We start from the raw sequence: 25,989 nt of genomic DNA, 5'->3' as shown, positions 1-25,989 counted from the left end.
AAAAAGGCGGCTGACAGGCCGACGGAACGCTCGTAGAGTCACCACGATAATTTCGCGACACGCTTGATATGAGAATGCCATGGCCGGGCTGATTCCCCAGAGCTTCATCGACGACCTTCTGAACCGTACCGACATCGTCGACGTGGTCAGCTCGCGTGTGCAGCTCAAGAAAACCGGGAAGAACTTCAGCGCCTGCTGCCCGTTTCACAAAGAGAAAACACCCTCTTTCAGCGTCAGCCCGGACAAACAGTTTTATTACTGCTTTGGCTGCGGCGCGGGTGGCAACGCCCTTGGCTTCATCATGGACCACGACAACCTGGATTTTCCCCAGGCCGTCGAGGACCTCGCCAAAGCCGCCGGTATGGAAGTGCCCCGCGAGCAGGGCGTCAAAGGTCAGAAGCCGCGCCAGCCCACCGATTCGCCGCTCTACCCGCTGCTGACTGCCGCCGCAGAATTTTACCGTCAGGCCCTGAAGAACCATCCGACGCGCAGAGCCGCGGTGGACTACCTCAAGGGCCGCGGCCTGTCAGGCGAGATCGCGCGGGACTTCGGCCTCGGCTTCGCTCCGCCGGGCTGGGACAACCTGTACAAACACTTGAGCAGCGATACCCTGCAGCAAAAAGTGATGATCGACGCCGGCCTGCTGATCGAAAACGCAGAAACCGGCAAGCGCTATGACCGCTTCCGTGATCGGGTGATGTTTCCGATTCGCGACTCGCGCGGGCGGGTCATCGCGTTTGGCGGCCGGGTACTGGGCGACGACAAACCCAAATACCTGAACTCGCCGGAAACACCGGTCTTCCATAAAGGCCAGGAGCTTTACGGCCTGTTCGAAGCCCGCAAGTACAACCGCAACCTCGATGAAATCATCGTCGTCGAGGGTTACATGGACGTCATCGCGCTGGCTCAGCAAGGGCTGCGCAACGCGGTGGCAACGCTGGGTACAGCCACCAGCGAAGAACACCTGAAGCGTCTGTTCAGGGTCGTGCCCAACGTGCTGTTCTGCTTCGACGGCGACCAGGCAGGCCGCAACGCCGCCTGGCGAGCGCTTGAAGCGACACTGTCGAGCCTGCAGGACGGAAGGCGGGCACGCTTTCTGTTTCTGCCCGAAGGCGAGGACCCGGACACCTTGGTGCGCTCGGAAGGCACCGACGCATTCAGGGCGCGCATCAACCAGCACGCGCAGCCGCTGGCGGATTACTTCTTCGAGCAACTGACCAAGGAAGCCGACCCGCGCTCGCTCGAGGGCAAGGCTCATATGGCCACCCTCGCCGCTCCGCTGATCGACAAGGTGCCCGGCGCGAACCTCAAGACCCTGATGCGTCAGCGCCTGACCGAAATCACCGGCCTGAGCGGTGAAGCGGTCAGCCAGCTGGTGCAGAGCGCACCCTCGGAAGCGCCGCCCAGCTACGACCCGTATGTCGATTATGACGCGATGCCTGATTTTGCCGACTACCAGCCACAGGGCGGTTATGAAGCGCAGCAGGACTGGACGCCGAAGAAAACCGGCGGTCCGAATCAGAAAAAATGGGAAAAGAAACCCTGGGACAAAAAAGGCAAGCGTGGGGACTTCGAACCGCGCGCGCCACGTGTGCCAACAGCGGTTGAACCACCGATGCAGGCCGCACTCAGAACATTACTGCACCACCCCGAACTGGCCGAGAAAGTCGAAAATGCCAGCCATTTCGCGGCAGAAGACCAGTCTCAGGCTCAATTATTGGTTTCTCTTATTGAAGCCCGGCAAAAGAATCCCAATCTTCGGTCGTTACAGTTGATAGCGCGGTGGCATGGAACCGAACAGGGCCGTTTGCTGCGCGCGCTGGCCGAAAAGGAATGGTTGATCGAGGCCGATAACCTTGAACAACAGTTTTTCGACACTATAACTAGCTTATCCGCTCGCCAACGCGAGCGTAGCCTGGAACATCTGATCAGCAAAGCACGTCAAACCGAACTGAGTGCAGAAGAGAAAATTCAGCTTCGGGACCTGCTAAATCGCAATGTTCCTGCACAAACCCCGACCTCAACTGGCGCGTGAGGTCATAGCTCGGGTATAATCCTCGGCTTGTTTTTTGCCCGCCAAGACCTTCAGTGGATAGGGTGTTATGTCCGGAAAAGCGCAACAGCAGTCTCGTATCAAAGAGTTGATCACCCTGGGTCGTGAGCAGAAGTATCTGACTTACGCAGAGGTCAACGACCACCTGCCCGAGGATATTTCAGATCCTGAGCAGGTGGAAGACATCATCCGCATGATCAACGACATGGGGATCCCGGTACACGAGAGTGCTCCGGATGCGGACGCCTTGATGCTGGCCGACGCCGATACCGATGAGGCAGCCGCAGAAGAAGCGGCCGCAGCATTGGCAGCGGTCGAAACCGACATCGGTCGTACCACCGATCCCGTTCGCATGTACATGCGTGAAATGGGTACCGTTGAACTCCTGACCCGTGAAGGCGAGATCGAAATCGCCAAACGTATCGAAGAAGGCATCCGTGAAGTGATGGGCGCAATTGCGCACTTCCCTGGCACGGTTGACCATATTCTTTCCGAATACACACGTGTCACGAGCGAAGGCGGTCGCCTGTCCGACGTTCTCAGCGGTTACATCGATCCGGACGACGGCATTGCGCCACCCGCCGAAGTGCCTCCGCCTGTCGATCCCAAAGCCGCCAAGGCCGAAGGCACCGACGACGACGAGGAAGAATCGGCAGACGCTTCCGATGAAGAAGACGAAGTCGAAAGCGGCCCGGATCCGGTCGTCGCTGCACAGCGCTTCGGCGCTGTCTCCGATCAGATGGAAATCACCCGCAAGGCGCTGAAGAAGTTAGGTCGCGAAGACAAGCACGCCATTGCCGAAATGGTTGCCCTCGCCGAACTGTTCATGCCAATCAAGCTGGTTCCAAAGCAGTTTGAAGGTCTGGTAGAGCGTGTGCGTGGTGCCCTCGAGCGTCTGCGTGCCCAGGAACGCGCCATCATGCAGCTGTGTGTACGTGATGCACGTATGCCGCGCGCCGACTTCCTTCGCCAGTTCCCTGGCAACGAAGTCGACGAGAGCTGGACCGATGCGCTGGCCAAGGGCAAGAGCAAATACGCTGAAGCCATTGGTCGCCTGCAGCCTGATATCCAGCGTTGCCAGCAGAAGCTGTCCGCGCTCGAAGAAGAAACCGGCCTGAAGATTGCCGAGATCAAGGACATCAACCGTCGCATGTCGATCGGTGAGGCCAAGGCCCGCCGCGCGAAGAAAGAGATGGTTGAAGCGAACCTTCGTCTGGTGATCTCCATTGCCAAGAAGTACACCAACCGCGGTCTGCAATTCCTCGATCTGATCCAGGAAGGCAACATCGGTCTGATGAAGGCGGTGGACAAGTTCGAATACCGTCGTGGTTACAAGTTCTCGACTTATGCCACCTGGTGGATCCGTCAGGCGATCACTCGCTCGATTGCCGACCAGGCACGCACCATCCGTATTCCGGTGCACATGATCGAGACGATCAACAAGCTCAACCGTATTTCCCGCCAGATGTTGCAGGAAATGGGTCGCGAACCGACCCCGGAAGAGCTGGGCGAACGCATGGAAATGCCTGAGGACAAGATCCGCAAGGTACTGAAGATCGCCAAAGAGCCGATCTCCATGGAAACCCCGATCGGTGACGACGAAGATTCGCATCTGGGTGACTTCATCGAAGACTCGACCATGCAGTCGCCAATCGATGTCGCCACGGTCGAAAGCTTGAAAGAAGCGACACGCGAAGTGCTGTCGGGCCTCACGGCTCGTGAAGCCAAGGTTCTGCGCATGCGTTTCGGCATCGACATGAACACCGACCACACGCTGGAAGAAGTTGGCAAACAGTTCGACGTGACCCGCGAGCGGATCCGTCAGATCGAAGCCAAGGCACTGCGTAAACTGCGTCACCCGACCCGTAGCGAACACCTGCGTTCGTTCCTCGACGAGTAATACGCGCAGCACGCTATGCGTTCAAACAGAACCCCCGGCCCGCCGGGGGTTTTGCGTTTCAGGTCCGTCGAAATTTCAAAGCGCTCTATCTCGGGTGTTTCATTGAAACCCCCTCGAAAACACGCCTGTCAGCCGTCGCCCGGCAGGCAAAATTCCGAAACCTGACCTACAACTATGTGTCACTGCAGGCAAAAAGCCTGCTCGTGATCCTTTGGCCTATCGGTTGTTGCCAGGATATTTACCGCAGCATCGTGCGCAGACTTGCCGTGATGTTGAGACCTTCTGCTAGCAATAAATCAGCAGCGGTAATGACCACAACCCTGGCCCGCTCGTGCGCAACGATACGGAGCAAGTGCTGTGGCCCCCGCGATATCGGCAGCCAGACCAAGCACGGACGTGAGCACTTATGCGTGGATTAATGACCGACATCAGTGACATCAAACAAACAGAAGAAGCGTTGCGTCTATCTGAAGACAGGTTTGCCTCCGTCTTCGCCCACTGCCCGGACATCATGGTCATCGCCAGCCTCATCGATGGCCAGATTCTGGAAGCCAATAAAGCGTTCGTAGAACAATCGGGACTCACCGCCGAAGAAGCCATTGGCAAAACGCCCACGCAGATCAACGTCTGGGCCGTTCCCGGCATGGGTCCCAGCCTGCTTGAGCAACTGCAAAAAGGCACTATCCGCAATCTGGAAGTGCCCTTGCGGCGCAAGGACGGACAGACCTTTTCCGGGCTCATGTCCGCCCAGCCCTTCGAACTGGGCGCCAAACCCGCTGTGCTGGTGGTGGTCCGCGATATCACCCCGCTCAAACAGGCCCAGCGACAACTGCAGCTCTCGGAAGAAAAGTTCGCCAAGGCCTTCCACGCCTCCCCCGACGGGCTGACCATCAGCCGTGTGCGCGACGGGGTGATTCTCGAGGTCAACGAAGGCTTTTCCCGCATCACCGGGTACACCGAAAAACAGTGCCTGGAACGCTCCACGCTCGACTTGGGCATCTGGGCCGACCTGAGCGAACGCCAGACCATGATCGAGCACATCAAGCGCCATGGCTCTGTACATGATTTTCGCACCAGAATCCGGGGCTCCGAAGGCAACATCCGGCTCTGCGAACTCTCTGCGCACCCGGTGCTGATCGACGGCGAAGACTGCCTGCTGACCATCAGCCGTGACGTCACCGAACGCCAGCACATGCAGGAAAAACTGCACCTGGCCGCCACCGTGTTCGAGAGTACCGCTGAAGGCGTGCTGATCACCGACACGCGCCAGCGCATCCACGCCGTCAATCGCGCCTTCAGTGAGATCACCGGTTACAGCGAGACCGAAGCCATCGGCCATACGCCCCGCCTGCTCGCCTCAGGCCAGCACGACAGCGCTTTCTATGCCGCGATGTGGCATCAACTGACCGCAGAAGGCCACTGGCAAGGCGAGATCTATAACCGCCGCAAGAACGGCGACATCTACCCGAGCTGGCTGACCATCAGCGCCGTGCGCAACAAGGACGACCTCATCACCCATTTCGTCGCCGTGTTCGCCGACATCTCCAGCCTCAAGCACGCTCAGGCACGCCTGGACTACCAGGCCCACCACGACCCCCTCACCGGCCTGCCCAACCGCACCCTGTTCGAAAACCGCCTGCAGACCGCCCTGCTGCACAGCGAAGAGTCCGGCAGCCTGGGTGCCGTGCTGTTTCTGGACCTGGACCGCTTCAAGCACATCAACGACAGCCTCGGCCACCCGGTTGGCGACCTGCTGCTCAAAGGCATCGCCCAGCGCCTCAAGGAACACCTGCGCGACATCGACACCGTCGCCCGGCTCGGCGGTGATGAGTTCATCGTCCTGCTGCCCGGCCTGCTGCAACCCAGCGACGCCGTCAGCATCGCCAACAAACTGCTGGCCTGCTTCAGCGCGCCGTTTCAGGCGGGCGAACACGAATTCTTCATCAGCTCCAGCATCGGCTGCAGCCTGTTCCCCACCGACGGCACAGACGTCGCCACGCTGGTCAAAAACGCCGACGCGGCCATGTACCGCTCCAAAGCCAAAGGCCGCAACCGCGTCGAAAGCTACACCCGTGACCTCACCTCCCAGGCCAGCGAACGCATCGCGCTCGAGCAGGAACTGAGACGCGCACTGGACCGCAACGAACTGAGCCTGTCGTTCCAGCCCAAGACCAGCCTGCACACCAACACCATGGTCGGTGCCGAAGCCCTGATCCGCTGGAGCCACCCGACCTTCGGCGAAGTGCCGCCGGAGCACTTCATACCGCTGGCCGAAGAGAACGGCATGATCCTGCAGATCGGCGACTGGGTGATCGAACAGGCCTGCCTGCAAATGCACGCATGGCGCAAAACCCACAAGCCCTTCGGCCCGCTCTCCGTCAACCTCGCCGGCGCACAACTGCGCCAGCCGCACCTCGTGACCCGCATCGAACAACTGCTGGCCGACAACGGCCTGGAGCCCGGCTGCCTGCAACTGGAAATCACCGAAAACTTCATCATGAGCCAGACCCAGGAAGCCCTGGCCGTGCTGCACAAACTCAAGAAACTCGGCGTCCAGCTGGCGATCGATGACTTCGGAACCGGCTATTCATCGCTCAGCTACCTCAAACGCCTGCCACTGGACATCCTCAAGATCGACCAGTCCTTTGTCCGCGGCCTGCCCGAAGACACCCACGACGCCGCCATCGTCCGCGCCATCATCGCCCTGGGCCGCAGCATGCAACTGACCGTCATCGCCGAAGGCGTGGAGAACAGCGAACAGCAGCAATTCCTGGCCGCAGAAGGCTGCGAACAGATGCAGGGCTACATCGTCAGCCTGCCCCTGCCCCCCGAGGAATTCTGCGCCAGGTTTCTTCTTATGAACGTTTAGGACTTTTCGGATAGCACAGCCGCGAAACCGCCGTTATAATCCGCGTCCTGCTGAGGGCCCATAGCTCAGTTGGTTAGAGCAGAGGACTCATAATCCTTTGGTCCACGGTTCGAGTCCGTGTGGGCCCACCATACTCAAAGCCGCGCATTGCGCGGCTTTCGCGTTTCTGGGGGGTGCATAACAATTACAGTTCTATGGACTATTGCAGAGATGACCCACTACTCGCTGTCAGCTTGCTGAATACCCCTGACAACGCATATGAATCACGAAACCGAGGGCCTACCAAATGGTGCTCGCCCTCAATCAGATTGCGCTCCACCCTATCCAAAGTCGACATTACCTGGCTTTTTCATCTCTGTAATAGAGACGGCCAAACCCGTTCACTTAACTATTTCCACTGCATTGGTAGTGATGAAGTATTGAAGGGCGATGCAAGCCAGCCTGTAGCCCGCGAGCCACCAGCTATCAGAAAAATACTTATTTGTAGCTCTTGAGCCACATTAATCGGGTAAATCATTGCGCCAATGTAGCCCATAAGCTACATTTTTCGATATTACATCTGTTTCTGACGCTCAAGGGCCACAAGTGACCTCTCTATACGATATTTCCGAGATGCTCAAACACGCGCGCGGTGACGCGAAGTTGAGCCAAGAGACGCTGGCCAGCCGTGCCGGTGTCTCGCGCTCCACCGTGGCACGCATGGAAACGCTGGCTAAAGGCGACATGAGCGTTTCGGCGCTGGTTCGGCTATTGGAAGCTGCGGGCTATGATCTGAAACTGGTTAAGACCGGACACCAACGCACAGTTGAAGACATCCTCAACGAGCAGCGATCAGGGAGCGCTTGAGCATGATGCTGGACGTCCACGTCAGCGCAAGGTTGGTAGCCAAGCTCTACCGGGAGCGCGATGAATACATACTGAAATACCTTCCAGACACAGCACCTGAAGACTTTGTCAGCCTGACGATGCCTGTTCGTGAGGAAGCATGGCGCTGGCCCCGCGACCTGTTCCCGTTTTTTCGGCAAAATCTTCCCGAGGGTTATTTGCTCAGTGTTATCCGCGAAGAATTCGGCCCCTTGCTCGACGGCACTGATTTGTCACTGCTGGCCGTAGTGGGAGGCACCGGTATCGGTAGAGTCTCGATCACTCCTGAAGGCGTGCGGCCTGGAGTCGAGATGGCCCCCTTGGAGATAGAACACTTGCTCAAAACGGAGAACACTAGCGAACGGTTCGCCACATTGGTACGGCAATATGCTCGAGTAGCCATATCAGGGGTCGTGCCGAAATTCATTGCCGCCGACACCGCCGGAACTCAGGAGCCGCTAGGCAAACCGACTCTGCGTACCGGCTTTCACATCATCAAAGGCTCCGACGACACAACTCCTTTTCTGGGTTTTAACGAGTTCTATACCATGCGCGTACTGGCCAGGCTTAATGTCGTGCCGGTCGCAGCCTGTCGTATGTCAGAGGACGGCAAAGTATTGGTAGTGGATCGCTTCGATGTGGACGACCGCGGCATCCCACGCGGTGGAGTCGAAGATGCCTGTGGGTTGCTGGGTTTACCACCCCATGAGAAGTACGCCCCCACCACCGAGCGACTATGGAATGCTACACGCCCCTATATTCCTGCTGACCGTCTGCAAACACAACGCGAGCATCTGGGCTGGCAACTGCTTACCAACTACGTCGTGCGTAATTCAGACTGTCACGCGAAGAACATCGCACTGCTTTACACCTCACGTGCGGACGTGGTTTTTACCCCGGTCTATGATCTAGTGACCACTCAGGCCTACCCACGCTTCGCCAGCAACCCTCCCGGTCTTTCCATAGGCGGCAGGAAAACCTGGACACCAGGTCGCTCGGTAGAAACGTTCTTCAAAGCTGTCTTAGGCATTTCACCGCGCCAGTACGCTGCAATGGTCGAGCAGCTCTGTGAGTCGGCTGTAGCCGTCGGTAAGGAAGTGATCGAAGCGTCAAAGAATGAGCCAGCTTGGCGCGATGTAGCCAAACATATGGTGCACGCTTGGAACGAAGGGATGGAGACATTGCGCAGCTCCAAGGCGGCCCCGCATTTTCGCGGTCTGGATACTTTCATCGAAGAAGCCGGCTTATCAGGGCCGAGCAAATCAGAACGCAGTCGTGACGTGATTGGCCGCTCTGAATTACTAGCAAAGAAGCGCTGAAATTTATAAAGAGGTGAAATGGCCCAATGATCCCGGACACCTCTATAGGACGGTATGACTCTACCCCGCTCCACACATGACTAAATTGGACTCACCTGCCCGCACTCAGCCACCACCTCCCCCGTTGCCAACCAAAGCGCATACTTCCTGAACCGCTCATGGTTAGCCACCTTCAAAAAAGGCTGCAGCCCCATCTCGGTGATCCCCGCCTCGTATTTCTTCCAACTGCTGATACTGATCCCCACGACCTCGCAGAACTCAGTTTGGGTCAGGCCTTCCTTCTTACGGATGGCTTTCATTTTTGCTGGCAAATCCACTTTTTATCTTCCCTGTTGAAAACCACAAAACTCGGGGAGCGCTAAATCGTTCAGGCAAGCGACCTTCAAAACAGCCCAGTCAAAAAGCCGTTTTCAGTACGAGGTCTGGAGCGGCAATACGACGAGAAACTACCATGCGGTGCTCCTGACACACTGCGTCGACTGCGTCGCCGGCAAGCCGCCTCCCATGGTTGAGTGTTTGGTCGAAGACGCGGTGGAACCTCCAAGGCACGGCGATTAACGGCGCACTCATCAATCAACCGACGGCCCATTCCTCATCCCTATTCCGCACCTACCTGACCGCAATCAGGAGCGGTGTCACCCGTCATCAACCACAGAGTGTACTTCTTGAAATCCGGGTGATTGCTCACCTTGCACAGCGCCCCGTATCCCATCTCAAACATCGAGGCCTCGTATTTTTTATACGTGCTGAGGCTGATGCCCACCCGCTCGCAAAACTCGGACTGGGTTACCCCTTCCGTGCGCCGGATCGCTTTCAATTTAATAGCCAGGTCCACGATTCACCCTCTTGACAGGATCCTATATAGGGCACACCATAAGAGCCTATATAGGAACCAAAATTGCCATCATAGCTGGAGAGATTATCAGAACATCGCTCTTGACCGGCTCGGTCTGCGTAACCGCAGGTGAGCGGGCTGACTTTGATACCTGAAAGCAGCCGATAACTCAGCCCCAAAAAATACATCAATCAAAAAACGCTGCACCAGCGCCAACGGGATCGGCTTGCCCGAAAAACGCCCAAACCCCGCATCTTCAATTATCCAAGGAGGTATCACATGACAAAAATCACCCTGCACTGCCTGTCGCAACTCCAACCCCGCCCCGAGCACGCCACTGATCACACCGGCAAACGTCGAGGGAAGTTGACGGCGATTGAGTCCCTGCGCCCAGTTGGACGTCAGCGTCTATAGCGCACACACATCTCACCGCCCAGACTGTCTCCTTCAGGTTGACAGACAAACCTTTTTCAAGCGCTTTTTCAACGCTCAGATGGACATTAATCTAGCAACACGTTGAAACGACAGCCACTCACCACTTTGAAAAAGGATTCCTTCATGACTAACGCCACTTACAACCGCCTGAACAAAGACGACGCCGTAGTTCTGTTGGTCGATCACCAGACAGGTCTGATTTCGCTGGTACAGGACTTCACACCAAATGAGTTCAAGAACAACGTTCTGGCGTTGGCCGACGTGGCGAAGTTCTTCGAACTGCCGACCATTCTGACCACCAGCTTCGAACAGGGCCCGAATGGCCCGCTGGTACCGGAACTCAAGGAGATGTTCCCGGACGCGCCTTACATCGCTCGCCCTGGCCAGATCAACGCCTGGGACAACGAAGACTTCGTCAAAGCGATCAAGGCCACCGGCCGTAAGCAACTGATCATTGCCGGTGTGGTGACGGATGTCTGTGTAGCGTTCCCGACCTTGTCGGCACTGGCTGAAGGCTTCGATGTGTTTGTGGTGACTGACTCGTCCGGCACGTTCAATACAGCTGTGCAGCAGGCCGCCTGGAACCGCATGACGCAAGCAGGTGCGCAGATGATGAACTGGTTCTCGGTGGCGTGTGAGTTGCAGCGCGACTGGCGGAACGATATCGAAGGCCTGGGCAACCTGCTGTCCCAGCGTATTCCGAACTACCGCAACCTGATGAACAGCTACGCAGCCTTGACTGCACGCTGACAGGTAATCGCAGGGGGGCATTTTGCCCTCCTGCATGCACCTCGATATCACGCCTGACTAAAGCGATGCCACCGGGCGCTTAATGCGCCACGATCAGTCCAGCATTCCCTTCAGCCTGACTACCTCGCCAACCTGATTCACCCTCTCCTCCGCACTCAGCATCCGCTCGCAATACTCACGACTCACAAAAAGTATCACGTCGTTTCCATCCGGCTCAGCGGCATACTCAGGATGCGCTGCTATCTCTGCGAGCAATGCCTTGGTTACCGGCACCACATGAAAATGCAAATTGAAGCCTGCCGAGAAACCCAGTTTGTAGACGATCACTTTCCAGGGTTCATACGCCCGCATCAGAAGCTGTTCGGTCCTGCGCAAAACACCTCCCAGCTCAGCCAGCGCCTCGTCGGCAACGTCTGTCAGGTCAGACGCCGACGCAACGGACGCAACCATCAGATAGCCGTTGTATCGCGCGTCACGTCGATGACTGACACGCCAGTGCCCGGTCTCAAAGACGTCCCACTTGGTCATATGTCCATCCTCTGGTTCTTCATGTGCACCTGACTCACAGCGGGAGAATATGACAGCGCGCCTCAGGCGTGCGAGATTGCAGACACTTTGTCATTCACCGCACCAGCAGGAACACTTTTCAATGGACCTGAAATTCAGCCACATCGACGTCCTCGTCACCAACCTTGAAGAAGCCTGCGCTTATTACGCGCACATCCTTCAAGCTAGAATATCCAAGACCCTGGTCTGGGAACGCGGCGGTCTGCATGTGCGTTATGCCATCGCGATGATCGGCACGGAGCGTTTCATGCTGGTCCAGCCGTTGGCGGGGAATCTGAAGGAGCTGCTGGATACGTCAGGCGAGGGCATGATTTATCGGCATTGTTATTCGACGCCGGATATCGGGAAGGCTTACGACGAACTGATCGCAGCCGGTGTGCAGCCGGAAGACGAGAACGGCAAGCCGCTGGCGCGTTCGAACCTGCAAACGCCATCCGGGGGAAGGATTATCTGGCTGCCCAAGCGGTTCGGGCATTTCTCGATGGAGATTCTGGAGGAGAAGACGCTGGAGGCGTTTATCGAGGCGGCGTTTGCGGATTAGCATGTAACACACACATTGCCTGACTGTGAGCAAGCGTCAGGACCGCTCTGCCACTCTGCTAGGGTGCGAAAAACCTTGGAGACCCCCATGGAAACCGATCCGATTTGCCTTGTTTTCATACCTGCGTTGGTAGCCATTCTTACAGCCGTAGAAAACGAAAAAGGCTCGCCACTCACGGAGGAGGAAGTTATCGGCATCCGGGACAAGGCGACGTGCATGGCGGTTAGGTTCAGTGTCGCGCTCAGTATGGAACAGGAGCGGGGCTATCCGGATATCGTTGCGGAGAACTGCTGGGAGGAATGGCAGCGCCATCGCGAACAACGCGCCTGATTTTTTACTGCGAGCGCGCGCTGTATCAAAGACATATAGGCGTCTTTTCTGCTCCACGCCGCTGCGTCGAGGAGGGCCTCCCACAACCCGACGTTAGCCGCAACGCTGTACAAAATCCCCCTCCCCTCGCAATTTCCAGAATCACAGCTAAACCTAATACTCAGGCACATCATGCACTTGGTCACCCAACTGTCATCAACCGGACGGGTGGCGTCTGTGCGCTCTAAAGTTGCCATGATCGAGGCAGATAACCACTAAGTTGCTTCCATCCGCTGTAATGTTCAAGGATCGAACCCATGACGTCGAGTCAGTACGGTAGTACTCCAGGTCAAAGTCATCCCCGCTTCCTCTGGTTTCCGCTGGTCCCGGTCATCCCGGCCATTGCCTGGATTCTGACTCAGTCGGGCACCTCTTCCGCCAATCTTGCTGCATGCGTCGTACTGGCCGTTCTCGGCGTGGGTGCCGGGGTGTGGAGTGCGCGTTCGCAACGTGAACAGGCCGTGCGTCTGACGGCGGATACGCTCACGCAGCATCAGGCCAATGACGCTGCAATCGGCGCGAAGGCTTCTCGGGCGCAGCTCAATGAAGTGTTGCTGGGTGCGATGCCGATCTGGGCCAAGCAGGTCGAAAGCTCGCGTCAGCAGACCGAGACCGCCATTGTCGAGCTGACCAGTCGGTTCACCGGCATTTCCGAGCGGCTGCAGGAGACTGTTCAGGCATCGCAGCAGGCCGCGGGTGAGCTGGACGGGCAAAATGCCGACGGCGCACTCAAGGTGCTGGCGCAGAGCGACAGCGAGCTGAGCCAGGTCATCGATTCATTGAAAGCCACGCAAGCCAGCCGCGACGAGACGCTGACTCAGGTGCGCAGCCTCACGGCCTATACCGGCGAGCTGCGTACCATGGCGGCCGACGTTGCCGCCATCGCGGCGCAGACCAACCTGTTGGCCCTCAATGCGGCCATCGAAGCAGCGCGTGCCGGTGAAGCCGGGCGAGGCTTTGCGGTGGTGGCCGATGCGGTGCGCAGCCTGTCGAGCAAGTCCAGCGAGACCGGTCAGCAGATGTCGGCCAAGGTCGACATCATCAACAACGCAATCACCCAGTTGGTTCAGGCTGCCTCCAGCGGCGCGGATCAGGACAGCCATTCGGTGGCCGAGTCCGAACAGAGCATTCAGCATGTGCTGCAGCGTTTCCAGAGCATTACCGGACGCCTGGCCGAATCCGCCGACCTGCTGAAGCAGGAAAGCTACGGCATTCGCGACGAGATGACCGAGGTGCTGGTCAGCCTGCAGTTCCAGGACCGGGTCAGTCAGATCCTCACTCATGTGCGCGACAACATCGACTCGCTGCACACCCATTTGCAGCAGTCCAGCCAGTCTCCGGACGAGGCCGTCGCGATCAATGCCCGCGAGTGGCTGGCGCGCATGGAGTCGACTTACGCCACTGACGAACAGCGCCGCACGCACCGCGGCGAATCGGCAGCGCAACAGAATTCTCAGGAAATCACGTTCTTCTAGGAGCGAATCATGGCTAAGAGTGTATTGGTGGTCGACGACTCGAGCAGCGTTCGGCAGGTCGTCGGCATTGCGCTGAAAAGTGCTGGATACGATGTGATCGAGGCCTGCGACGGCAAGGATGCACTGGGCAAGCTCAGCGGGCAGAAGGTGCACCTGATCATCAGTGACGTGAACATGCCGAACATGGACGGCATCACGTTCGTCAAGGAAGTGAAGAAGCTGGCCAGTTACAAATTCACGCCGATCATCATGCTGACCACCGAGTCGCAGGAATCCAAGAAGGCCGAGGGCCAGGCCGCTGGTGCCAAGGCCTGGGTGGTCAAGCCGTTCCAGCCTGCACAGATGCTGGCAGCGGTCTCCAAGCTCATTCTGCCCTGAATGTCCGGGCCACGGAGGCCAGCATGCCGATGTTGAGCGAAATCACTGCTGACACCCTGCGTGTCAGCATCGATGGCGAACTGACGATTTATACCGTGACCGAACTCGCTGCCGGACTACTGCCGCAGATGGGTAGTGCGCCACGCATGAAGATTGACCTGTCGCAGGTGACCGAAATGGACGGCGCAGGGTTTCAACTGCTGGCGGTCATCGAGCGCGAGGCTGGCAAAACCGGCACCGCACTCAGCCTGACCGGGCAGAGCAAGGCGGTCGTGGAAACATTCGAACTGTGTCATCCGGGCGCCTTCGCTTAGCGCCCGTTGCAGTGTGGTTCAGTGATCGAAAAGGAAGTTCACGTGAGCATTAATCTTGATCAGGCACAGCAGACGTTCATCGTCGAGGCGCGTGAGCTGTTGCTGGCCATGGAGGAATCCCTCCTGCAACTGGAAAGCGAGCCGGGCGATCAGGATGCCATCGGCGCGGTATTCCGTGCGGCCCACACCATCAAGGGCTCTGCCGGGTTGTTCGGCCTGACGCCAATCGTCAGCTTTACCCACATTGTCGAAGACGTGCTCGACCGGTTGCGTGAAGGCAGCGTGTCGGTGGATGCAGAATTGATCGCCGTGCTGCTCAGGTCCGGCGACCACATGCTTGAACTGATCGACGTGGTGGCCAGCCGTGGCGAGCAGCTTCAGGCCGCAGCGCTGGAACGTGAAGCCGCGTTGCGTCAGGCCTTGCAGGCGTATCAGGCACCTGCGCAAGCGTCTGCGCAGCCCGTGCAGACGGAAACTGTCAGCGACATTCAGGCAGAAAGGCTGTGGCACATTTCCCTGCGTTTCGGCGTGGACGTGTTTCGCAACGGCATGGATCCGCTGTCGTTCCTGCGTTACCTCAACACGCTGGGCCAGATGGTCCAGGTCACCACCGTGACCGACAGCATTCCGACCGTTGAGGAGTGGGACCCCGAATCCTGCCATCTGGGTTTCGAGATCGATTTCCGCTCGGCAGCCGGATATGCGGCAATCAATGAAGTGTTCGATTTCGTGCGCGAAGACTGCGCCGTAGAGATCACTGCCCTGGATGAAACGGCGGAATCCACAGGCACTGACCTGGTGTCGCAGGACGACACCAGCCCGGTCATCCACAGTGGCGAGTTGCTGGGCGATCAGCGCGCCGTGCCGCGAGGCCCCGCCCAGGTTTCCACAGAGCGGGCATCGTCTGCGAACGAACAGAAGAACAAGGACGGCCGCTATGTGCGGGTCAACGCCGACAAGCTCGATGAGCTGATCAATCTGGTCGGCGAACTGGTGATCGCCAGTGCCGGGGCCAATCTGCTGGCCCGCTCCTGCAACAATGCGCCGCTTCAGGAAGCCAGCTCGACGGTATCGGGACTGGTCGAGGAAATACTCGACGGCGCCCTGCACCTGCGCATGATCCCCATCGGCGATACCTTTAACCGCTTCCGCCGCGTGGTGCGCGATGTCAGTCAGGAACTGGGCAAAGACATCGACCTGATTATCAGTGGTGCAGAGACCGAGCTGGACAAAACCGTGGTCGAGAAAATCGGCGACCCGTTGATGCACCTGCTGCGCAACGCCATGGACCACGGCATTGAAAGCGCTGAAGCGCGCCGTGCTTCAGGCAAGTCGGCAAAAGGTCATTTGAGCCTCAATGCCTACCATGACTCAGGCAGCATCGTGATCGAAATTGCCGATGACGGCGCAGGCCTGAACCGCGAGCGCATTCTGGAAAAGGCGCAGGAGCGCGGCCTGGTCGCGAGCGGCGCGGTGCTGACCGATCAGGAAATCTACAACCTGATTTTCGAGCCCGGTTTTTCCACGGCCGAGGCGGTCACCAATCTGTCGGGGCGCGGCGTCGGCATGGACGTGGTCAAGCGCAACATCACCCTGCTGCGCGGCACCGTGGACCTGGACAGCCAGCCCGGCCAGGGCACCATCGTGCGGATCCGTCTGCCGCTGACGCTGGCGATCATCAACGGCTTTCTGGTCGGCATCGATCAATCGACCTATGTCATTCCCCTGGACATGGTTCAGGAGTGCATCGAACTCGACGAACAGGACCGTCAGTCCAGCCGCGACAACGGCTATCTGGACCTGCGCGGCGAGGTGCTGCCGCTGGTGTACCTGCGTGACCACTTCAACCATGAAGGTCCCGTCGCGCGGCGCCAGAACGTGGTGGTCGTGCGTTATGCGGAGCACAAGGCCGGGCTGGTGGTGGACGACCTGCTCGGCGAGTTCCAGACCGTGATCAAGCCGCTCGGCAAACTGTTCGGCGGCCTGCGTGGCATCAGCGGCTCGACCATTCTGGGCAGCGGCGCGGTGGCACTGATTCTCGACATACCGGCGCTGCTCAACCAGATCGTCCAGCTGGAAGCCCGCTCGACCCAAACCCCTTATTCGCTGTCGGCTGCGGCCCGCTGACGCGCCTGCATTTCCATGGAGGTAACCCCGATGAAATGGTTTTACGATCTGAAGATATCCACCAAGTTGATCACCTCCTTTCTGGTCGTGCTGGCGCTGACGGCGGCCATGGGCGTGTTCGCCATCATTCAGCTCGGGCAGGTCAACCAGACTGCTCAGGACATGAAGGAAAACTGGATGCCCTCCATGCGTGCTGCCTCGGGCATGCGCTTTTACGCGGCCAGCTATCGCCTGAAGGAAAACCGGCACATCGCGGCCGATACGGCGCAGGAAAAGACCCAGATGGAACAGGAGGCTGTCGAGGCGCGCAAGCAATTCGAAACCCGCCTGGCCACCTATGAACACCTGTTGTCCAACGACACGGATCGCCAGTTGTTCAACAGCGTGACCACTGCATGGTCAGCGTACCTGGTGGTTAGCAAAGAGCTGTTCGACCTGTCTCGGCAGGGTCTTGAGAATCAGGCGCGCACGCTGTTGAAGGGCGAGTCCAAGCTGCACTTCGATGAAGCGACCAACCAGTTGCAGAAAATGGTCGAGCTCAACGATGCAGGCGCAACCACGGCCAGCGAGAAAGGCGCGGCCCTGTATGAAAATGCGCGTATCTCGATCATTGCGGTGCTGGTCGCTGCGCTGTTGATCGGGCTGGGCCTGGCGCTGTTCATCGCTCGGATCATTTCCCGCCCGCTCAAGGACGCTGCCATCGCCGCCGAGCAATTGGCTGAAGGCAACCTGAGCGCGCAGATAGCGGAAGGCTCGAAAGACGAAACCGGTATGGTGCTCAACGCCATGCGCAACATGGTTGGCAAGCTGTCGCACATCATCGGCGAAGTGCGCAACGCGGCCGACAATCTGGCCAGCGCCTCGGAAGAAGTCAGCGCCACGGCTCAGTCCATGAGTCAGGCCACCAGCGAGCAGGCCGCCAGCGTTGAAGAGACCAGCGCGTCGGTTGAACAGATGAGCGCCAGCATCAACCAGAACACCGAGAACGCCAAGGTCACCGACGGCATGGCCAGCAAGGCCGCCAAGGAAGCCACAGAAGGTGGCGATTCGGTGCAGCAGACCGTGGTGGCGATGAAGAAAATTGCCCAGCGCATCAGCATCATTGACGACATCGCCTACCAGACCAATCTGCTGGCCCTCAACGCCGCAATCGAAGCGGCCCGTGCGGGTGAGCACGGCAAGGGCTTTGCCGTGGTTGCCGCCGAAGTGCGCAAGCTGGCTGAGCGCAGCCAGGTGGCGGCTCAGGAAATCGGCGAGCTGTCTTCGAGCAGCGTGGACATGGCCGAGAAGGCCGGCAAGTTGCTGGACGAGATGGTGCCGTCGATCAACAAGACCTCGGACCTGGTGCAGGAGATCAGCGCAGCGTCCGAAGAGCAGGCCGCAGGCGTGGCGCAGATCAACACCGCCATGACTCAGCTCAATCAGGTAACGCAGCAGAACGCGTCGAGCAGCGAAGAGCTGGCGGCGACCGCTGAAGAGATGAGCAGCCAGGCAGAGCAGTTACAGCAGGCCATGAGCTTCTTCGTCCTGAGTTCGGCATCCAGAACGGCCGTGAACGACTTGAGCGTTGACTCCTCCAGCAGCGCCCCGCCTCGCCAGCCGTCGCGACCGGTCAAGCCCGCCCCTAAAAAGGCGTTTGCCTACAACATGGCCAGCGCGCCGGATGAATCGGAATTCACCCGTTTCTGATCGCAGACCGGATACAGGTCACACAGGGAGAACGACATGGGCGCACTGGCCAAGACACACCAGACCGCAGCCGCAGTGGAAGAAGAGGCGCAGTACCTGACGTTCATGCTCGGTGGCGAGATGTTCGCCATCGGCATTCTGGGCATCAAGGAAATCATCGAGTACGGCAGCCTGACCGTGGTGCCGATGATGCCGTCGTTCGTGCGCGGCGTGATCAACCTGCGCGGCGCCGTCGTGCCGGTGGTCGATCTGTCGGCGCGGTTCGGCCGGCAAAACTCGGAAACCACGCGACGCAGCTGCGTGATCATCATCGAAGCCAGCACCGAAGACGGTCAGCCGCAGGACATCGGTCTGCTGGTCGATACGGTCTCGGCGGTGCTGGAAATTCCCGCCTCGCAGATCGAGCCGCCGCCGAATTTCGGCGCACGCATTCGCGCCGACTTCATCAGCGGCATGGCCAAGGTCGAGGGCAAGTTCGTCATCGTACTTGAGGTCGAACGCGTGCTGTCCATCGACGAGATGTCGAGCCTGGCCGAAGCCGGTCAGACACCCGCTCTCGATTTCGACGCGCACTGAGATCCGCATATGCCAGACACAGCCGCACTCAACGACCGCGAATTCGGCCAGTTCCAATCCTGGCTGTATCGCGCAGCGGGTATCAATCTGTCGCCGGCCAAGAAGGCGCTGGTAGCCGGCCGCCTGTTCAAGCGCCTCAAGCACTATGAACTGAAAAGCTATGGCGACTACTTCAAGCTGATCATGACGGACCAGCGCCACGGTGAACTGCAGGTCGCGCTGGACCTGCTGACCACCAACGAGACGTACTTCTTCCGCGAGCCCAAGCACTTCGATTTTCTGCGCCAGCACGTATTGCCCAAGGCAACGCCGGGCAAGACGTTCCGATTGTGGAGTGCTGCCAGTTCATCCGGTGAAGAGCCCTATAGCCTGGCGATGACCTTGGCCGAAGGTCTGGGGACTACGCCCTGGGAAGTGATCGGCTCAGACATCAGCACCCAGGTGCTGGCCAAGGCGCGCACCGGCCATTACCCCATGGAACGCGCAGGCACCCTTCCGCAGCCGTTGCTGGTCAAGTATTGCCTGAAGGGCACTGGCCGTCAGGACGGCACCTTTCTGATCGAGAAGTCGCTGCGCAACCGGGTCAATTTCGTTCAGGTGAACCTCAATGAAACCTTGCCCGATCTGGGCGAATTCGACGTGATCTTCCTGCGCAACGTGATGATCTATTTCGATCAGGAAACCAAGAGCAAGGTGGTCGCGCGCCTGCTGCCACGTCTCAAGCCGGGCGGTTTCTTCATCATCAGTCACTCGGAAAGCCTCAACGGTGTAAACGACACCCTGAAGCTGGTCGCCCCCTCGATTTACCGCAAACCATGAAAAAGCCTGTCGGCGCGGCCGAAGTGGTGCTGGCTCCCGGTGAAGTGAGCTTTGCGACCCGCCCTACCCGCCTGCGCACCCTGCTCGGGTCCTGCGTGGCCATTACCTTCTGGCATCCGTTACGGCATATCGGCGGCATGTGCCACTTCATGCTTCCGGGACGTATCCGCAGAGGCCAACCACTGGACGGCAAGTACGCCGATGAAGCCCTTGAAATGCTCATCCGTCATGCGCGCATCAACGACACCCGGCCTGAGGACTATCAGGTCAAGCTGTTCGGCGGTGGCGAGATGTTTCCCTGTCACCGTCATGATCTGCATGCGCATGATGTCGCCAACCTCAACATCCGCGCCGCCCTGACGCTCGCCGAGCAGCACCGTTTACACCTGATGGCGCAAGACATGGGCAGCACCGGCTACCGCAATATCATCTTCGACCTGTGGAACGGCAACGTCTGGGTCCGGCACACACCAACAGGGACCATCGATAAAGATGCCAACCAAAAAAATCAGCGTACTGCTGGTCGATGATTCGGCCGTGGTTCGTCAGGTACTGCTGGCGATCCTCAACGACACCCCCGACATGCATGTGATGGGCGCCGCTTCGGACCCGATTTTCGCAATGGACAAGCTGGCCCGGGAATGGCCGGACGTTATCGTGCTGGACGTGGAGATGCCGCGCATGGACGGCATCACCTTTCTCAAGAAGATCATGAGCGAGCGCCCGACGCCGGTGGTGATCTGCTCGTCGTTGACGCAGAAAGGCGCAGAGACCTCGCTGCAGGCATTGTCCGCCGGAGCGGTGGAAATCATCACCAAACCCACCACGGGCCTGAAGAACTTTCTCATCGAGTCGGCAGCAGAGTTGGTGACAGCGATCCGTGCGGCAGCCAACTCCAATGTCAGGAATCTGGGAAAGCGCGCTGCGGTTCCGGTCCTGGCGCCCGCCAGCAAGCTCACTGCAGATGCCATCCTGCCCGCTGCCAACGGACACGCCATGGCCCAGACGACCGAACGGATTGTCGCCATTGGCACCTCGACCGGGGGAACCCAGGCGCTGGAGGCTGTGCTGACGTCCTTGCCTCGGGTGTGTCCCGGCATGGTCATCGTGCAACACATGCCGGAGAAATTCACCGCCTCGTTCGCAGCCCGCCTCAACGACCTGTGCCAGATAGAAGTTCGCGAGGCAAAGAACAACGACCGTATTCTGCCCGGTCTCGCGCTGATCGCTCCCGGTGGCAAACACATGATGGTGACCCGCAGCGGCGCCTACTATCACGCTCAGGTCATCGACGGCCCGCTGGTCAACCGGCATCGGCCTTCGGTGGATGTGCTGTTTCGTTCAGTGGCCAAATTCGCGGGCAAGAACGCCACCGGAATCATCATGACCGGCATGGGCGACGACGGCGCACGCGGCCTCAAGGAAATGCTTGACGCCGGCAGCTCGACCGTCGCTCAGGATGAAGCGAGCTGCGTCGTGTTCGGCATGCCCAAGGAAGCCATCAAACTCAACGCCGCGCAACGCATCATGCCGTTGCAGGAAATCCATCAAGCGATACTGCACCGATAGGGCCGGGCGTCAGGAAACCGAACCTGCTGAACGGCCCCGGCGTCTGTGGGAGGCGCCACCACGTCTTCGACATAGCGCTGTCGCGCGGCAAACACCGGACCGTGGGAGGCGGTTTGCAGCAAGACACCATGCCGTCTCTGAAGATGACTTCAGAACACGAAGAACGCCCCAACCATCAATCGTAAAACGGCGCAACCAGCACCCGACTGCCCACGAAAAAGCTGTCCGCCACCAGCCGCAATGGCTGCAGGTCCAGGTCGCTCTTCCTGTCGCCAATCAACTGCTGAAAATGCCGGTAGACCACGGTGTACTCACCCTCTTCCGAAACCGTCTGGCGCACGCCATCGATGCTCAACATTGCGCCGCCATTGTCCAGCCGAAGGACGCCTTCTGCGCAGCGGATTTCGATGCTCCACAGTTCGTTCTGACCGTGGTCGAAATCGAATTCGGCGCGAAGGTCGAGGTGGCGGGCGTCGGACATTTTGATGTCAGCGGCGATGGGCGACTGGCAGTTGTCGGGGACGCGCAGTTCGGCAGACTCAACGAACAGTTGCAGCGGTAGCAGGTGGGTCACGATCGATAGGGCATTGATGCCCGGATCGAAGACGCCAAGACCACCAGGCTGCCAGATCCAGGTCTGGCCGGGGTGCCATTTGCGGACGTCTTCCTTCCACTCGATTTTCACGCTTTCCAGAGTGCGCGTCGCGAGCCAGTCGCGGGCGGCTTCGATGCCGGGCGCGTAACGCGAATGCCAGGCGAACAGGCCGGTAACGCCCTGTACGTGTACCTGATTCACCAGCTCCATGGCTTCGCCCAACGTGGCGCACGGCGGTTTTTCGACCAGCACGTGTTTACCAGCGGCAATGGCTTGCTGCACCAGGGCGAATCGACCTTGAGGAGGTGTACAGAACGCGATGGCATCGACCTGCGGCCCGTTTTCGAGCAGCTCGGTCAGGGATTTGAAGTTCTGCACGCCAGCGCAAGGCTGACCCTGGGTGGCGACGGACACCAGCGCGAAGGCGGGATTGGCGAGAATCGCGGGAACATGCTGGTCCTGAGCGATCTTGCCGTAGCCCACCAGACCGAGACGAATGGGTTGCATCGGTGACTCCTGATTCTTGTACTTATTAGAGGGTGCGATTAATAGTCATACTAATTATGGAGCAAACTAGACGTAAATGGCGCGCCAGACAATGGGCAAGCGCGACATACGTGAGTTTTCCGCTCAGGCTGCGGTCACGACGTTGGCAATCCTGCCCAGAAACGGGTCGAGCCGCTCGCGTGGCGCGTCCTGCTCGACCACCAGCGCCGACACGTCTTCGCACTGGGCCACTTGGTAATGAGCGACGCTGGACAGCTTTTCGTTGGTCACGGCCACCACAATCTGGCCGCTCGCTGCGACGACGGCGCGCTTGAACTCGGCGTCTTCCAGCCCGAATGCCGTGACGCCGTTGTCCGGGTCCAGCGCGCAGGCGCCGAGAAAGCACAGGTCAAAGCTGAACTGACGTAGTTGCTGGACCGCCGTCAGGCCGATCACACCTCCCGCCGTCGGATTCAGACGCCCACCGAGCAGAATCACTTCGGCGTTGGGCAGTGTCATCAGCTGCACGGCAATCAACGGTGAGTTGGTGGTGAGCGTCAGGTGAAGCTGGGGGGCGATGGCGCTGGCGATGGCGAAGTTGGTGGAACCGGCGTCAATGAAGACGTGCTGTCCGTCGCTCAGCAGGGAAGCAGCGGCCTGCCCGAGGCTGTCCTTGCGTGTGGTGTCCTGCTGCACGCGCGCGGCCATGGGGCCTTCAGCGCTGCGCAACAGAATAGCGCCGCCGTAGACGCGCTTGCATACACCCGAGGCAGCCAGCGCACTGAGGTCGCGGCGGATCGAGTGCTCAGAGACATTGAACTCGCTGGCCAGATCAGCCGCAATCACCCGGCCGTACCGGGCCAGGCGTTCACTGATCAACTGCTGGCGTTCGCCGGGGAAGGTTTCGTGGGTAGGAGTCATGACAATCTGAACCTGCATAAACGAGCATTAACGATCACAAACGAGCGCTAATATGCCGGGCAGGGTATGAGGCGTCAATCAGTGCGTGGCGACCAAATGGGACGCGGAGCGATGGGCACGATCGGTGTCGAGTGATGATCGTTCCTACGCTCCGCGTGGGAATGCCGCTCAGGACGCTCTGCGTCCGCTCTCGAATGCGCTGCAGAGCGTCCTGTTCACGCCGGGTCAGGCCTTCAGATCAAAGCTTCGGCAACTGCCCGATACGCCCCATCATTTCCGTCACGATCTGCAGGTCGAGCAAAAACTGCTCGGTGGTCTTGAACTCGCTGTCGGTGTGCCCGGTGTATTTGGCTTCGGGCATGGCCAAGCCGAACTGCACACCATTGGGCAAGTTATGGACCGAAGTAGCGCCCGCCGAAGTGCCGAACGTGTGAGGCATGCCCAGGTTTTCGGTAGAGACGGCCAGCAGTGCCTTGACCCATTCACCCTCAGGGTTGCGGTACATCGGCTCGGCGATGGAGTAATCGAACGCAGGCGCAATCTTGCTCTGCTTGCTCCATGCCGTCAGCTTTTCGGCGATCTCGGCCTTGAGTTTCTCAGGCGACTTGCCTTTCGGCACGCGCAGGTTCACCGCGAGTTTGAAGGTCTTCGCATCCATCCCCACGAAGGTCAGGGAAGCAGTCAGCGGGCCCATGAACTCGTCCGAGAAACCGACACCCAGTTTGCTGCCCAGATAATCCAGACCCCAGTTGTCAGCCGCGTATTGGGCCGCATCAGTGATGTGGTTGTGTTTCAACTCAACCTTGCCGTCGAGGCTGTTGATGAAGTCGAGCATTCGGGCCACCGGGTTGACGCCCGATGCAGGATCGGACGAGTGGGCCGATACGCCGGTCACGGTCAGCTTCACGTCCTTGCCCTCGACCGCCGCGTCCACCTGGAAGTCGCCACCGTTGCGCTTCGCGTACTCGGCACCCGCCTTTTGCAGCTCAGCGGCCAGTTCTGCGGGTTTGTCCGTCACCAGCGTAGCGACCGATTTCGATGGAATCTGATTGGTCGCCGCGCCGCCGGTCAAGGAGGTGATCTCGGCACCCTTGCCCTCACCTTTACGCACGGGGAAGTTCGCCATCACCGTGCCGTAACCTTTCTCGGCGATCACCACCGGGTAACCGCCGTCCAGCGCCAGGTTGTAGTTCGGCGTCGGGTTGCGCTCGAAGTAGTACGGAATCGCGTCGCCGGAGGTCTCTTCGGTGGTGTCGATCAGCAGTTTGAAGTTTCGAGCCAGCGGCAGCTTTTCTTCCTTGATGACTTTCATGGCGTACATCGCGACCACGATGCCGTTCTTGTCATCCTCGGTGCCACGACCGTACATGCGGTCGCCAATCAACGTGACCTTGAACGGGTCGAGTTTGGTACCGTCCGGCAGCACCCAGTTCGCAGGCGTCACCGGCACCACGTCAGCGTGGGCATGAATACCGACGACTTCCTCGCTGGAGCCTTCGAGCGAGACTTCATAGACGCGGTTGTCGATGTTGCGGAATTTGAGATTGAACGACTCGGCGAGCGTCTTGAGCTTCTCGGCGATCTTGATGAACTCGGGGTTGTCGTGCTGGGCGACGCCTTCCACGGCGAAGGTCGGAATGGCGACCAGTTCACGCAGGGTTTCATTCGCAGCACTGCCGTACTTCACACGGGCGTAAATGCCCAGCAGCCGATGGATTTCGTTCTGCTGCTCGGCGGTCAGAGTCTTGTCGTCGAGAAAGGCACTGATCGCGGGTTCGAGATCGGCGGTTTTGGCCAGATCGCTCTTCGCGACACTCCCCAGAAACTGTCTGAAATCAGTCGCCGACTTTTCATTGAATGTTTTCAGAATGGCGGCGCTTTGTTGCGGCGTGATGTTGGCCAGCGCGGAGGGGGCGACGGCTGTAAGGCTGGCGAGCATCAGGGTGGTGGTGGCCAGATGCTTGAGTGAAAGGTTCATTGCTAAGGGCATTCCTTTGCGAAGAGTGTGTGGGAAATAGCTGATCAGACGATCAGAAACATCCTCAAAATAACACTTCACAGGACGAATGCGGGAGCCTGCCAAACGCTTCCTGTCGCCTTGCCGGTCAAAAGCGACGCAGATATGCAAACCCGCTTGAGGGCACTTGAAGCGGTGCACAACAAAAAATACATGTCCTGAACAGACGCTTAAAACAAATCAGGTTTTAAACAACCTTCAAACTTCGAATGATCAAGCAGCCGTTCAGAAAACATACCCACACCTTCCCCAGCTTAAAATATTCCCAAGACAAATAAATGAATTCAAATTAAATAATTCACCAATCCGTGAGAAAGCTGTCGCCCGACTTAACGGCGTCGAGTTTTCAGCACGGCGCCCGTCATTTGGATCAACAATGGTGCCCGACAAGGCCGGAGCATCCTCGACAACTGCTGCCCTACCCCGCGAAACCGGCCGTCACATCGATGATGAAGACGTTATGTCCAACACCGCCACGGGTTCAAAAAACAGACGCTCCATTAACTTTTATTTATAGACCG

Annotated in this window: 23 protein-coding genes and 1 tRNA gene; 18 read left to right on the top strand and 6 right to left on the bottom strand. The window is 58.8% G+C overall.

All coding sequences use genetic code 11. The features are described 5' to 3' along the window. The first annotated feature begins 79 nt into the window (after window positions 1-79). The 6 genes from dnaG to QRN20_RS14350 all read left to right on the top strand — a co-directional run bounded on the left by dnaG (window position 80) and on the right by QRN20_RS14350 (window position 9,005). Window positions 80-2,035 (top strand): DNA primase, encoded by a 1,956-nt coding sequence (gene dnaG, locus QRN20_RS14375; protein WP_029242329.1) that lies wholly within the window; start codon window positions 80-82, stop codon window positions 2,033-2,035. A 67-nt stretch (window positions 2,036-2,102) separates the two neighbouring features. Then, window positions 2,103-3,953, top strand: a complete 1,851-nt coding sequence (gene rpoD, locus QRN20_RS14370) for an RNA polymerase sigma factor RpoD (RefSeq protein WP_029242330.1) — start codon at window positions 2,103-2,105, stop codon at window positions 3,951-3,953. Between the two features lie 418 nt (window positions 3,954-4,371). Beyond that, window positions 4,372-6,822, top strand: coding sequence for a bifunctional diguanylate cyclase/phosphodiesterase (locus QRN20_RS14365; RefSeq protein ID WP_050575382.1), 2,451 nt, complete (start codon window positions 4,372-4,374; stop codon window positions 6,820-6,822). Window positions 6,823-6,876: 54 nt separating this feature from the next. Beyond that, a tRNA-Ile gene (locus QRN20_RS14360) sits at window positions 6,877-6,953 on the top strand. Window positions 6,954-7,407: 454 nt separating this feature from the next. Continuing rightward, the gene (locus tag QRN20_RS14355) at window positions 7,408-7,668 is read left to right on the top strand and encodes a helix-turn-helix domain-containing protein (RefSeq protein ID WP_004887765.1); all 261 of its coding nucleotides are present in this window, start codon (window positions 7,408-7,410) and stop codon (window positions 7,666-7,668) included. A gap of 2 nt (window positions 7,669-7,670) precedes the next feature. Continuing rightward, on the top strand, window positions 7,671-9,005 hold the full coding sequence (locus QRN20_RS14350) for a type II toxin-antitoxin system HipA family toxin (RefSeq protein WP_043305479.1): 1,335 nt from the start codon (window positions 7,671-7,673) through the stop codon (window positions 9,003-9,005). Between the two features lie 80 nt (window positions 9,006-9,085). Here QRN20_RS14350 and QRN20_RS14345 read toward each other — a convergent pair whose 3' ends face one another. Continuing rightward, window positions 9,086-9,322, bottom strand: coding sequence for a helix-turn-helix domain-containing protein (locus QRN20_RS14345; RefSeq protein WP_122605570.1), 237 nt, complete (start codon window positions 9,320-9,322; stop codon window positions 9,086-9,088). Between the two features lie 281 nt (window positions 9,323-9,603). Then, a complete protein-coding gene (locus QRN20_RS14340) occupies window positions 9,604-9,840 on the bottom strand; it encodes a helix-turn-helix domain-containing protein (RefSeq protein ID WP_122413355.1) in 237 nt (78 codons plus the stop codon). 558 nt (window positions 9,841-10,398) lie between these two features. On the opposite strand from QRN20_RS14340, the gene ycaC reads away from it, so the two are divergent. Continuing rightward, window positions 10,399-11,025: an isochorismate family cysteine hydrolase YcaC gene (gene ycaC / locus QRN20_RS14335; RefSeq protein WP_069142817.1), complete on the top strand. Its 627-nt coding sequence runs from the start codon at window positions 10,399-10,401 to the stop codon at window positions 11,023-11,025. Window positions 11,026-11,118: 93 nt separating this feature from the next. Here the strand turns inward: ycaC and QRN20_RS14330 are convergent, their stop codons facing one another. Continuing rightward, window positions 11,119-11,553, bottom strand: coding sequence for an HIT family protein (locus tag QRN20_RS14330; RefSeq protein WP_122605572.1), 435 nt, complete (start codon window positions 11,551-11,553; stop codon window positions 11,119-11,121). 121 nt (window positions 11,554-11,674) lie between these two features. On the opposite strand from QRN20_RS14330, the gene QRN20_RS14325 reads away from it, so the two are divergent. The 11 genes from QRN20_RS14325 (at window position 11,675) to QRN20_RS14275 (ending at window position 21,449) form a co-directional block, all read left to right on the top strand. Next, on the top strand, window positions 11,675-12,133 hold the full coding sequence (locus tag QRN20_RS14325; RefSeq protein WP_122605574.1) for a VOC family protein: 459 nt from the start codon (window positions 11,675-11,677) through the stop codon (window positions 12,131-12,133). A gap of 87 nt (window positions 12,134-12,220) precedes the next feature. Next, complete coding sequence (locus QRN20_RS14320) at window positions 12,221-12,463, top strand: hypothetical protein (protein WP_004880035.1); 243 nt, start codon at window positions 12,221-12,223, stop codon at window positions 12,461-12,463. 296 nt (window positions 12,464-12,759) lie between these two features. Then, window positions 12,760-13,977 carry a methyl-accepting chemotaxis protein gene (locus tag QRN20_RS14315; protein WP_122415883.1) on the top strand — a complete coding sequence of 406 codons (1,218 nt, stop codon included), beginning with the start codon at window positions 12,760-12,762 and terminating at the stop codon, window positions 13,975-13,977. Between the two features lie 9 nt (window positions 13,978-13,986). After that, window positions 13,987-14,355 (top strand): response regulator, encoded by a 369-nt coding sequence (locus tag QRN20_RS14310; protein WP_004880039.1) that lies wholly within the window; start codon window positions 13,987-13,989, stop codon window positions 14,353-14,355. A 23-nt stretch (window positions 14,356-14,378) separates the two neighbouring features. After that, a complete protein-coding gene (locus tag QRN20_RS14305; RefSeq protein WP_122605576.1) occupies window positions 14,379-14,669 on the top strand; it encodes an STAS domain-containing protein in 291 nt (96 codons plus the stop codon). A gap of 42 nt (window positions 14,670-14,711) precedes the next feature. Continuing rightward, the gene (locus tag QRN20_RS14300) at window positions 14,712-16,796 is read left to right on the top strand and encodes a chemotaxis protein CheA (RefSeq protein WP_122605578.1); all 2,085 of its coding nucleotides are present in this window, start codon (window positions 14,712-14,714) and stop codon (window positions 16,794-16,796) included. A gap of 30 nt (window positions 16,797-16,826) precedes the next feature. Further along, window positions 16,827-18,485, top strand: a complete 1,659-nt coding sequence (locus QRN20_RS14295) for a methyl-accepting chemotaxis protein (RefSeq protein ID WP_122605580.1) — start codon at window positions 16,827-16,829, stop codon at window positions 18,483-18,485. 36 nt (window positions 18,486-18,521) lie between these two features. Further along, window positions 18,522-19,061, top strand: coding sequence for a chemotaxis protein CheW (locus QRN20_RS14290; protein WP_004880047.1), 540 nt, complete (start codon window positions 18,522-18,524; stop codon window positions 19,059-19,061). A gap of 9 nt (window positions 19,062-19,070) precedes the next feature. After that, window positions 19,071-19,880, top strand: a complete 810-nt coding sequence (locus QRN20_RS14285) for a CheR family methyltransferase (RefSeq protein WP_025993471.1) — start codon at window positions 19,071-19,073, stop codon at window positions 19,878-19,880. Beyond that, window positions 19,877-20,410, top strand: a complete 534-nt coding sequence (gene cheD, locus QRN20_RS14280; protein ID WP_122605582.1) for a chemoreceptor glutamine deamidase CheD — start codon at window positions 19,877-19,879, stop codon at window positions 20,408-20,410. Before QRN20_RS14285 ends, cheD begins: the two co-directional genes overlap by 4 nt. Next, window positions 20,373-21,449, top strand: a complete 1,077-nt coding sequence (locus QRN20_RS14275; RefSeq protein WP_025993473.1) for a protein-glutamate methylesterase/protein-glutamine glutaminase — start codon at window positions 20,373-20,375, stop codon at window positions 21,447-21,449. Before cheD ends, QRN20_RS14275 begins: the two co-directional genes overlap by 38 nt. A gap of 175 nt (window positions 21,450-21,624) precedes the next feature. Here the strand turns inward: QRN20_RS14275 and QRN20_RS14270 are convergent, their stop codons facing one another. From QRN20_RS14270 to QRN20_RS14260, 3 genes are all read right to left on the bottom strand, one after another. Further along, entirely contained in the window at window positions 21,625-22,551 is a 927-nt protein-coding gene (locus QRN20_RS14270) for a Gfo/Idh/MocA family protein (protein WP_122605584.1), read from the bottom strand. A 123-nt stretch (window positions 22,552-22,674) separates the two neighbouring features. Continuing rightward, window positions 22,675-23,451 (bottom strand): DeoR/GlpR family DNA-binding transcription regulator, encoded by a 777-nt coding sequence (locus tag QRN20_RS14265; protein ID WP_285360613.1) that lies wholly within the window; start codon window positions 23,449-23,451, stop codon window positions 22,675-22,677. Window positions 23,452-23,689: 238 nt separating this feature from the next. Then, complete coding sequence (locus tag QRN20_RS14260) at window positions 23,690-25,429, bottom strand: dipeptidase (RefSeq protein ID WP_122425668.1); 1,740 nt, start codon at window positions 25,427-25,429, stop codon at window positions 23,690-23,692. Window positions 25,430-25,989 lie beyond the last annotated feature (560 nt).

The organism is Pseudomonas sp. fls2-241-TYG-175, assembly GCF_030209155.1.
Lineage (GTDB): Bacteria > Pseudomonadota > Gammaproteobacteria > Pseudomonadales > Pseudomonadaceae > Aquipseudomonas > Aquipseudomonas viridiflava.
This window is presented reverse-complemented; position numbering and strand designations above follow the sequence as displayed.

Coding starts and splice junctions, on each gene's coding strand:
- QRN20_RS14365 (WP_050575382.1), top strand. CDS start 4,372: ATGACCGACATCAGTGACATCAAACAAACAGAAGAAGCGTTGCGTCTA.
- QRN20_RS14325 (WP_122605574.1), top strand. CDS start 11,675: ATGGACCTGAAATTCAGCCACATCGACGTCCTCGTCACCAACCTTGAA.
- dnaG (WP_029242329.1), top strand. CDS start 80: ATGGCCGGGCTGATTCCCCAGAGCTTCATCGACGACCTTCTGAACCGT.
- QRN20_RS14305 (WP_122605576.1), top strand. CDS start 14,379: ATGCCGATGTTGAGCGAAATCACTGCTGACACCCTGCGTGTCAGCATC.
- cheD (WP_122605582.1), top strand. CDS start 19,877: ATGAAAAAGCCTGTCGGCGCGGCCGAAGTGGTGCTGGCTCCCGGTGAA.
- QRN20_RS14350 (WP_043305479.1), top strand. CDS start 7,671: ATGATGCTGGACGTCCACGTCAGCGCAAGGTTGGTAGCCAAGCTCTAC.
- QRN20_RS14315 (WP_122415883.1), top strand. CDS start 12,760: ATGACGTCGAGTCAGTACGGTAGTACTCCAGGTCAAAGTCATCCCCGC.
- QRN20_RS14320 (WP_004880035.1), top strand. CDS start 12,221: ATGGAAACCGATCCGATTTGCCTTGTTTTCATACCTGCGTTGGTAGCC.
- QRN20_RS14265 (WP_285360613.1), bottom strand. CDS start 23,451: ATGACTCCTACCCACGAAACCTTCCCCGGCGAACGCCAGCAGTTGATC.
- QRN20_RS14270 (WP_122605584.1), bottom strand. CDS start 22,551: ATGCAACCCATTCGTCTCGGTCTGGTGGGCTACGGCAAGATCGCTCAG.
- QRN20_RS14330 (WP_122605572.1), bottom strand. CDS start 11,553: ATGACCAAGTGGGACGTCTTTGAGACCGGGCACTGGCGTGTCAGTCAT.
- QRN20_RS14310 (WP_004880039.1), top strand. CDS start 13,987: ATGGCTAAGAGTGTATTGGTGGTCGACGACTCGAGCAGCGTTCGGCAG.
- QRN20_RS14290 (WP_004880047.1), top strand. CDS start 18,522: ATGGGCGCACTGGCCAAGACACACCAGACCGCAGCCGCAGTGGAAGAA.
- QRN20_RS14275 (WP_025993473.1), top strand. CDS start 20,373: ATGCCAACCAAAAAAATCAGCGTACTGCTGGTCGATGATTCGGCCGTG.
- rpoD (WP_029242330.1), top strand. CDS start 2,103: ATGTCCGGAAAAGCGCAACAGCAGTCTCGTATCAAAGAGTTGATCACC.
- QRN20_RS14260 (WP_122425668.1), bottom strand. CDS start 25,429: ATGAACCTTTCACTCAAGCATCTGGCCACCACCACCCTGATGCTCGCC.
- ycaC (WP_069142817.1), top strand. CDS start 10,399: ATGACTAACGCCACTTACAACCGCCTGAACAAAGACGACGCCGTAGTT.
- QRN20_RS14285 (WP_025993471.1), top strand. CDS start 19,071: ATGCCAGACACAGCCGCACTCAACGACCGCGAATTCGGCCAGTTCCAA.
- QRN20_RS14295 (WP_122605580.1), top strand. CDS start 16,827: ATGAAATGGTTTTACGATCTGAAGATATCCACCAAGTTGATCACCTCC.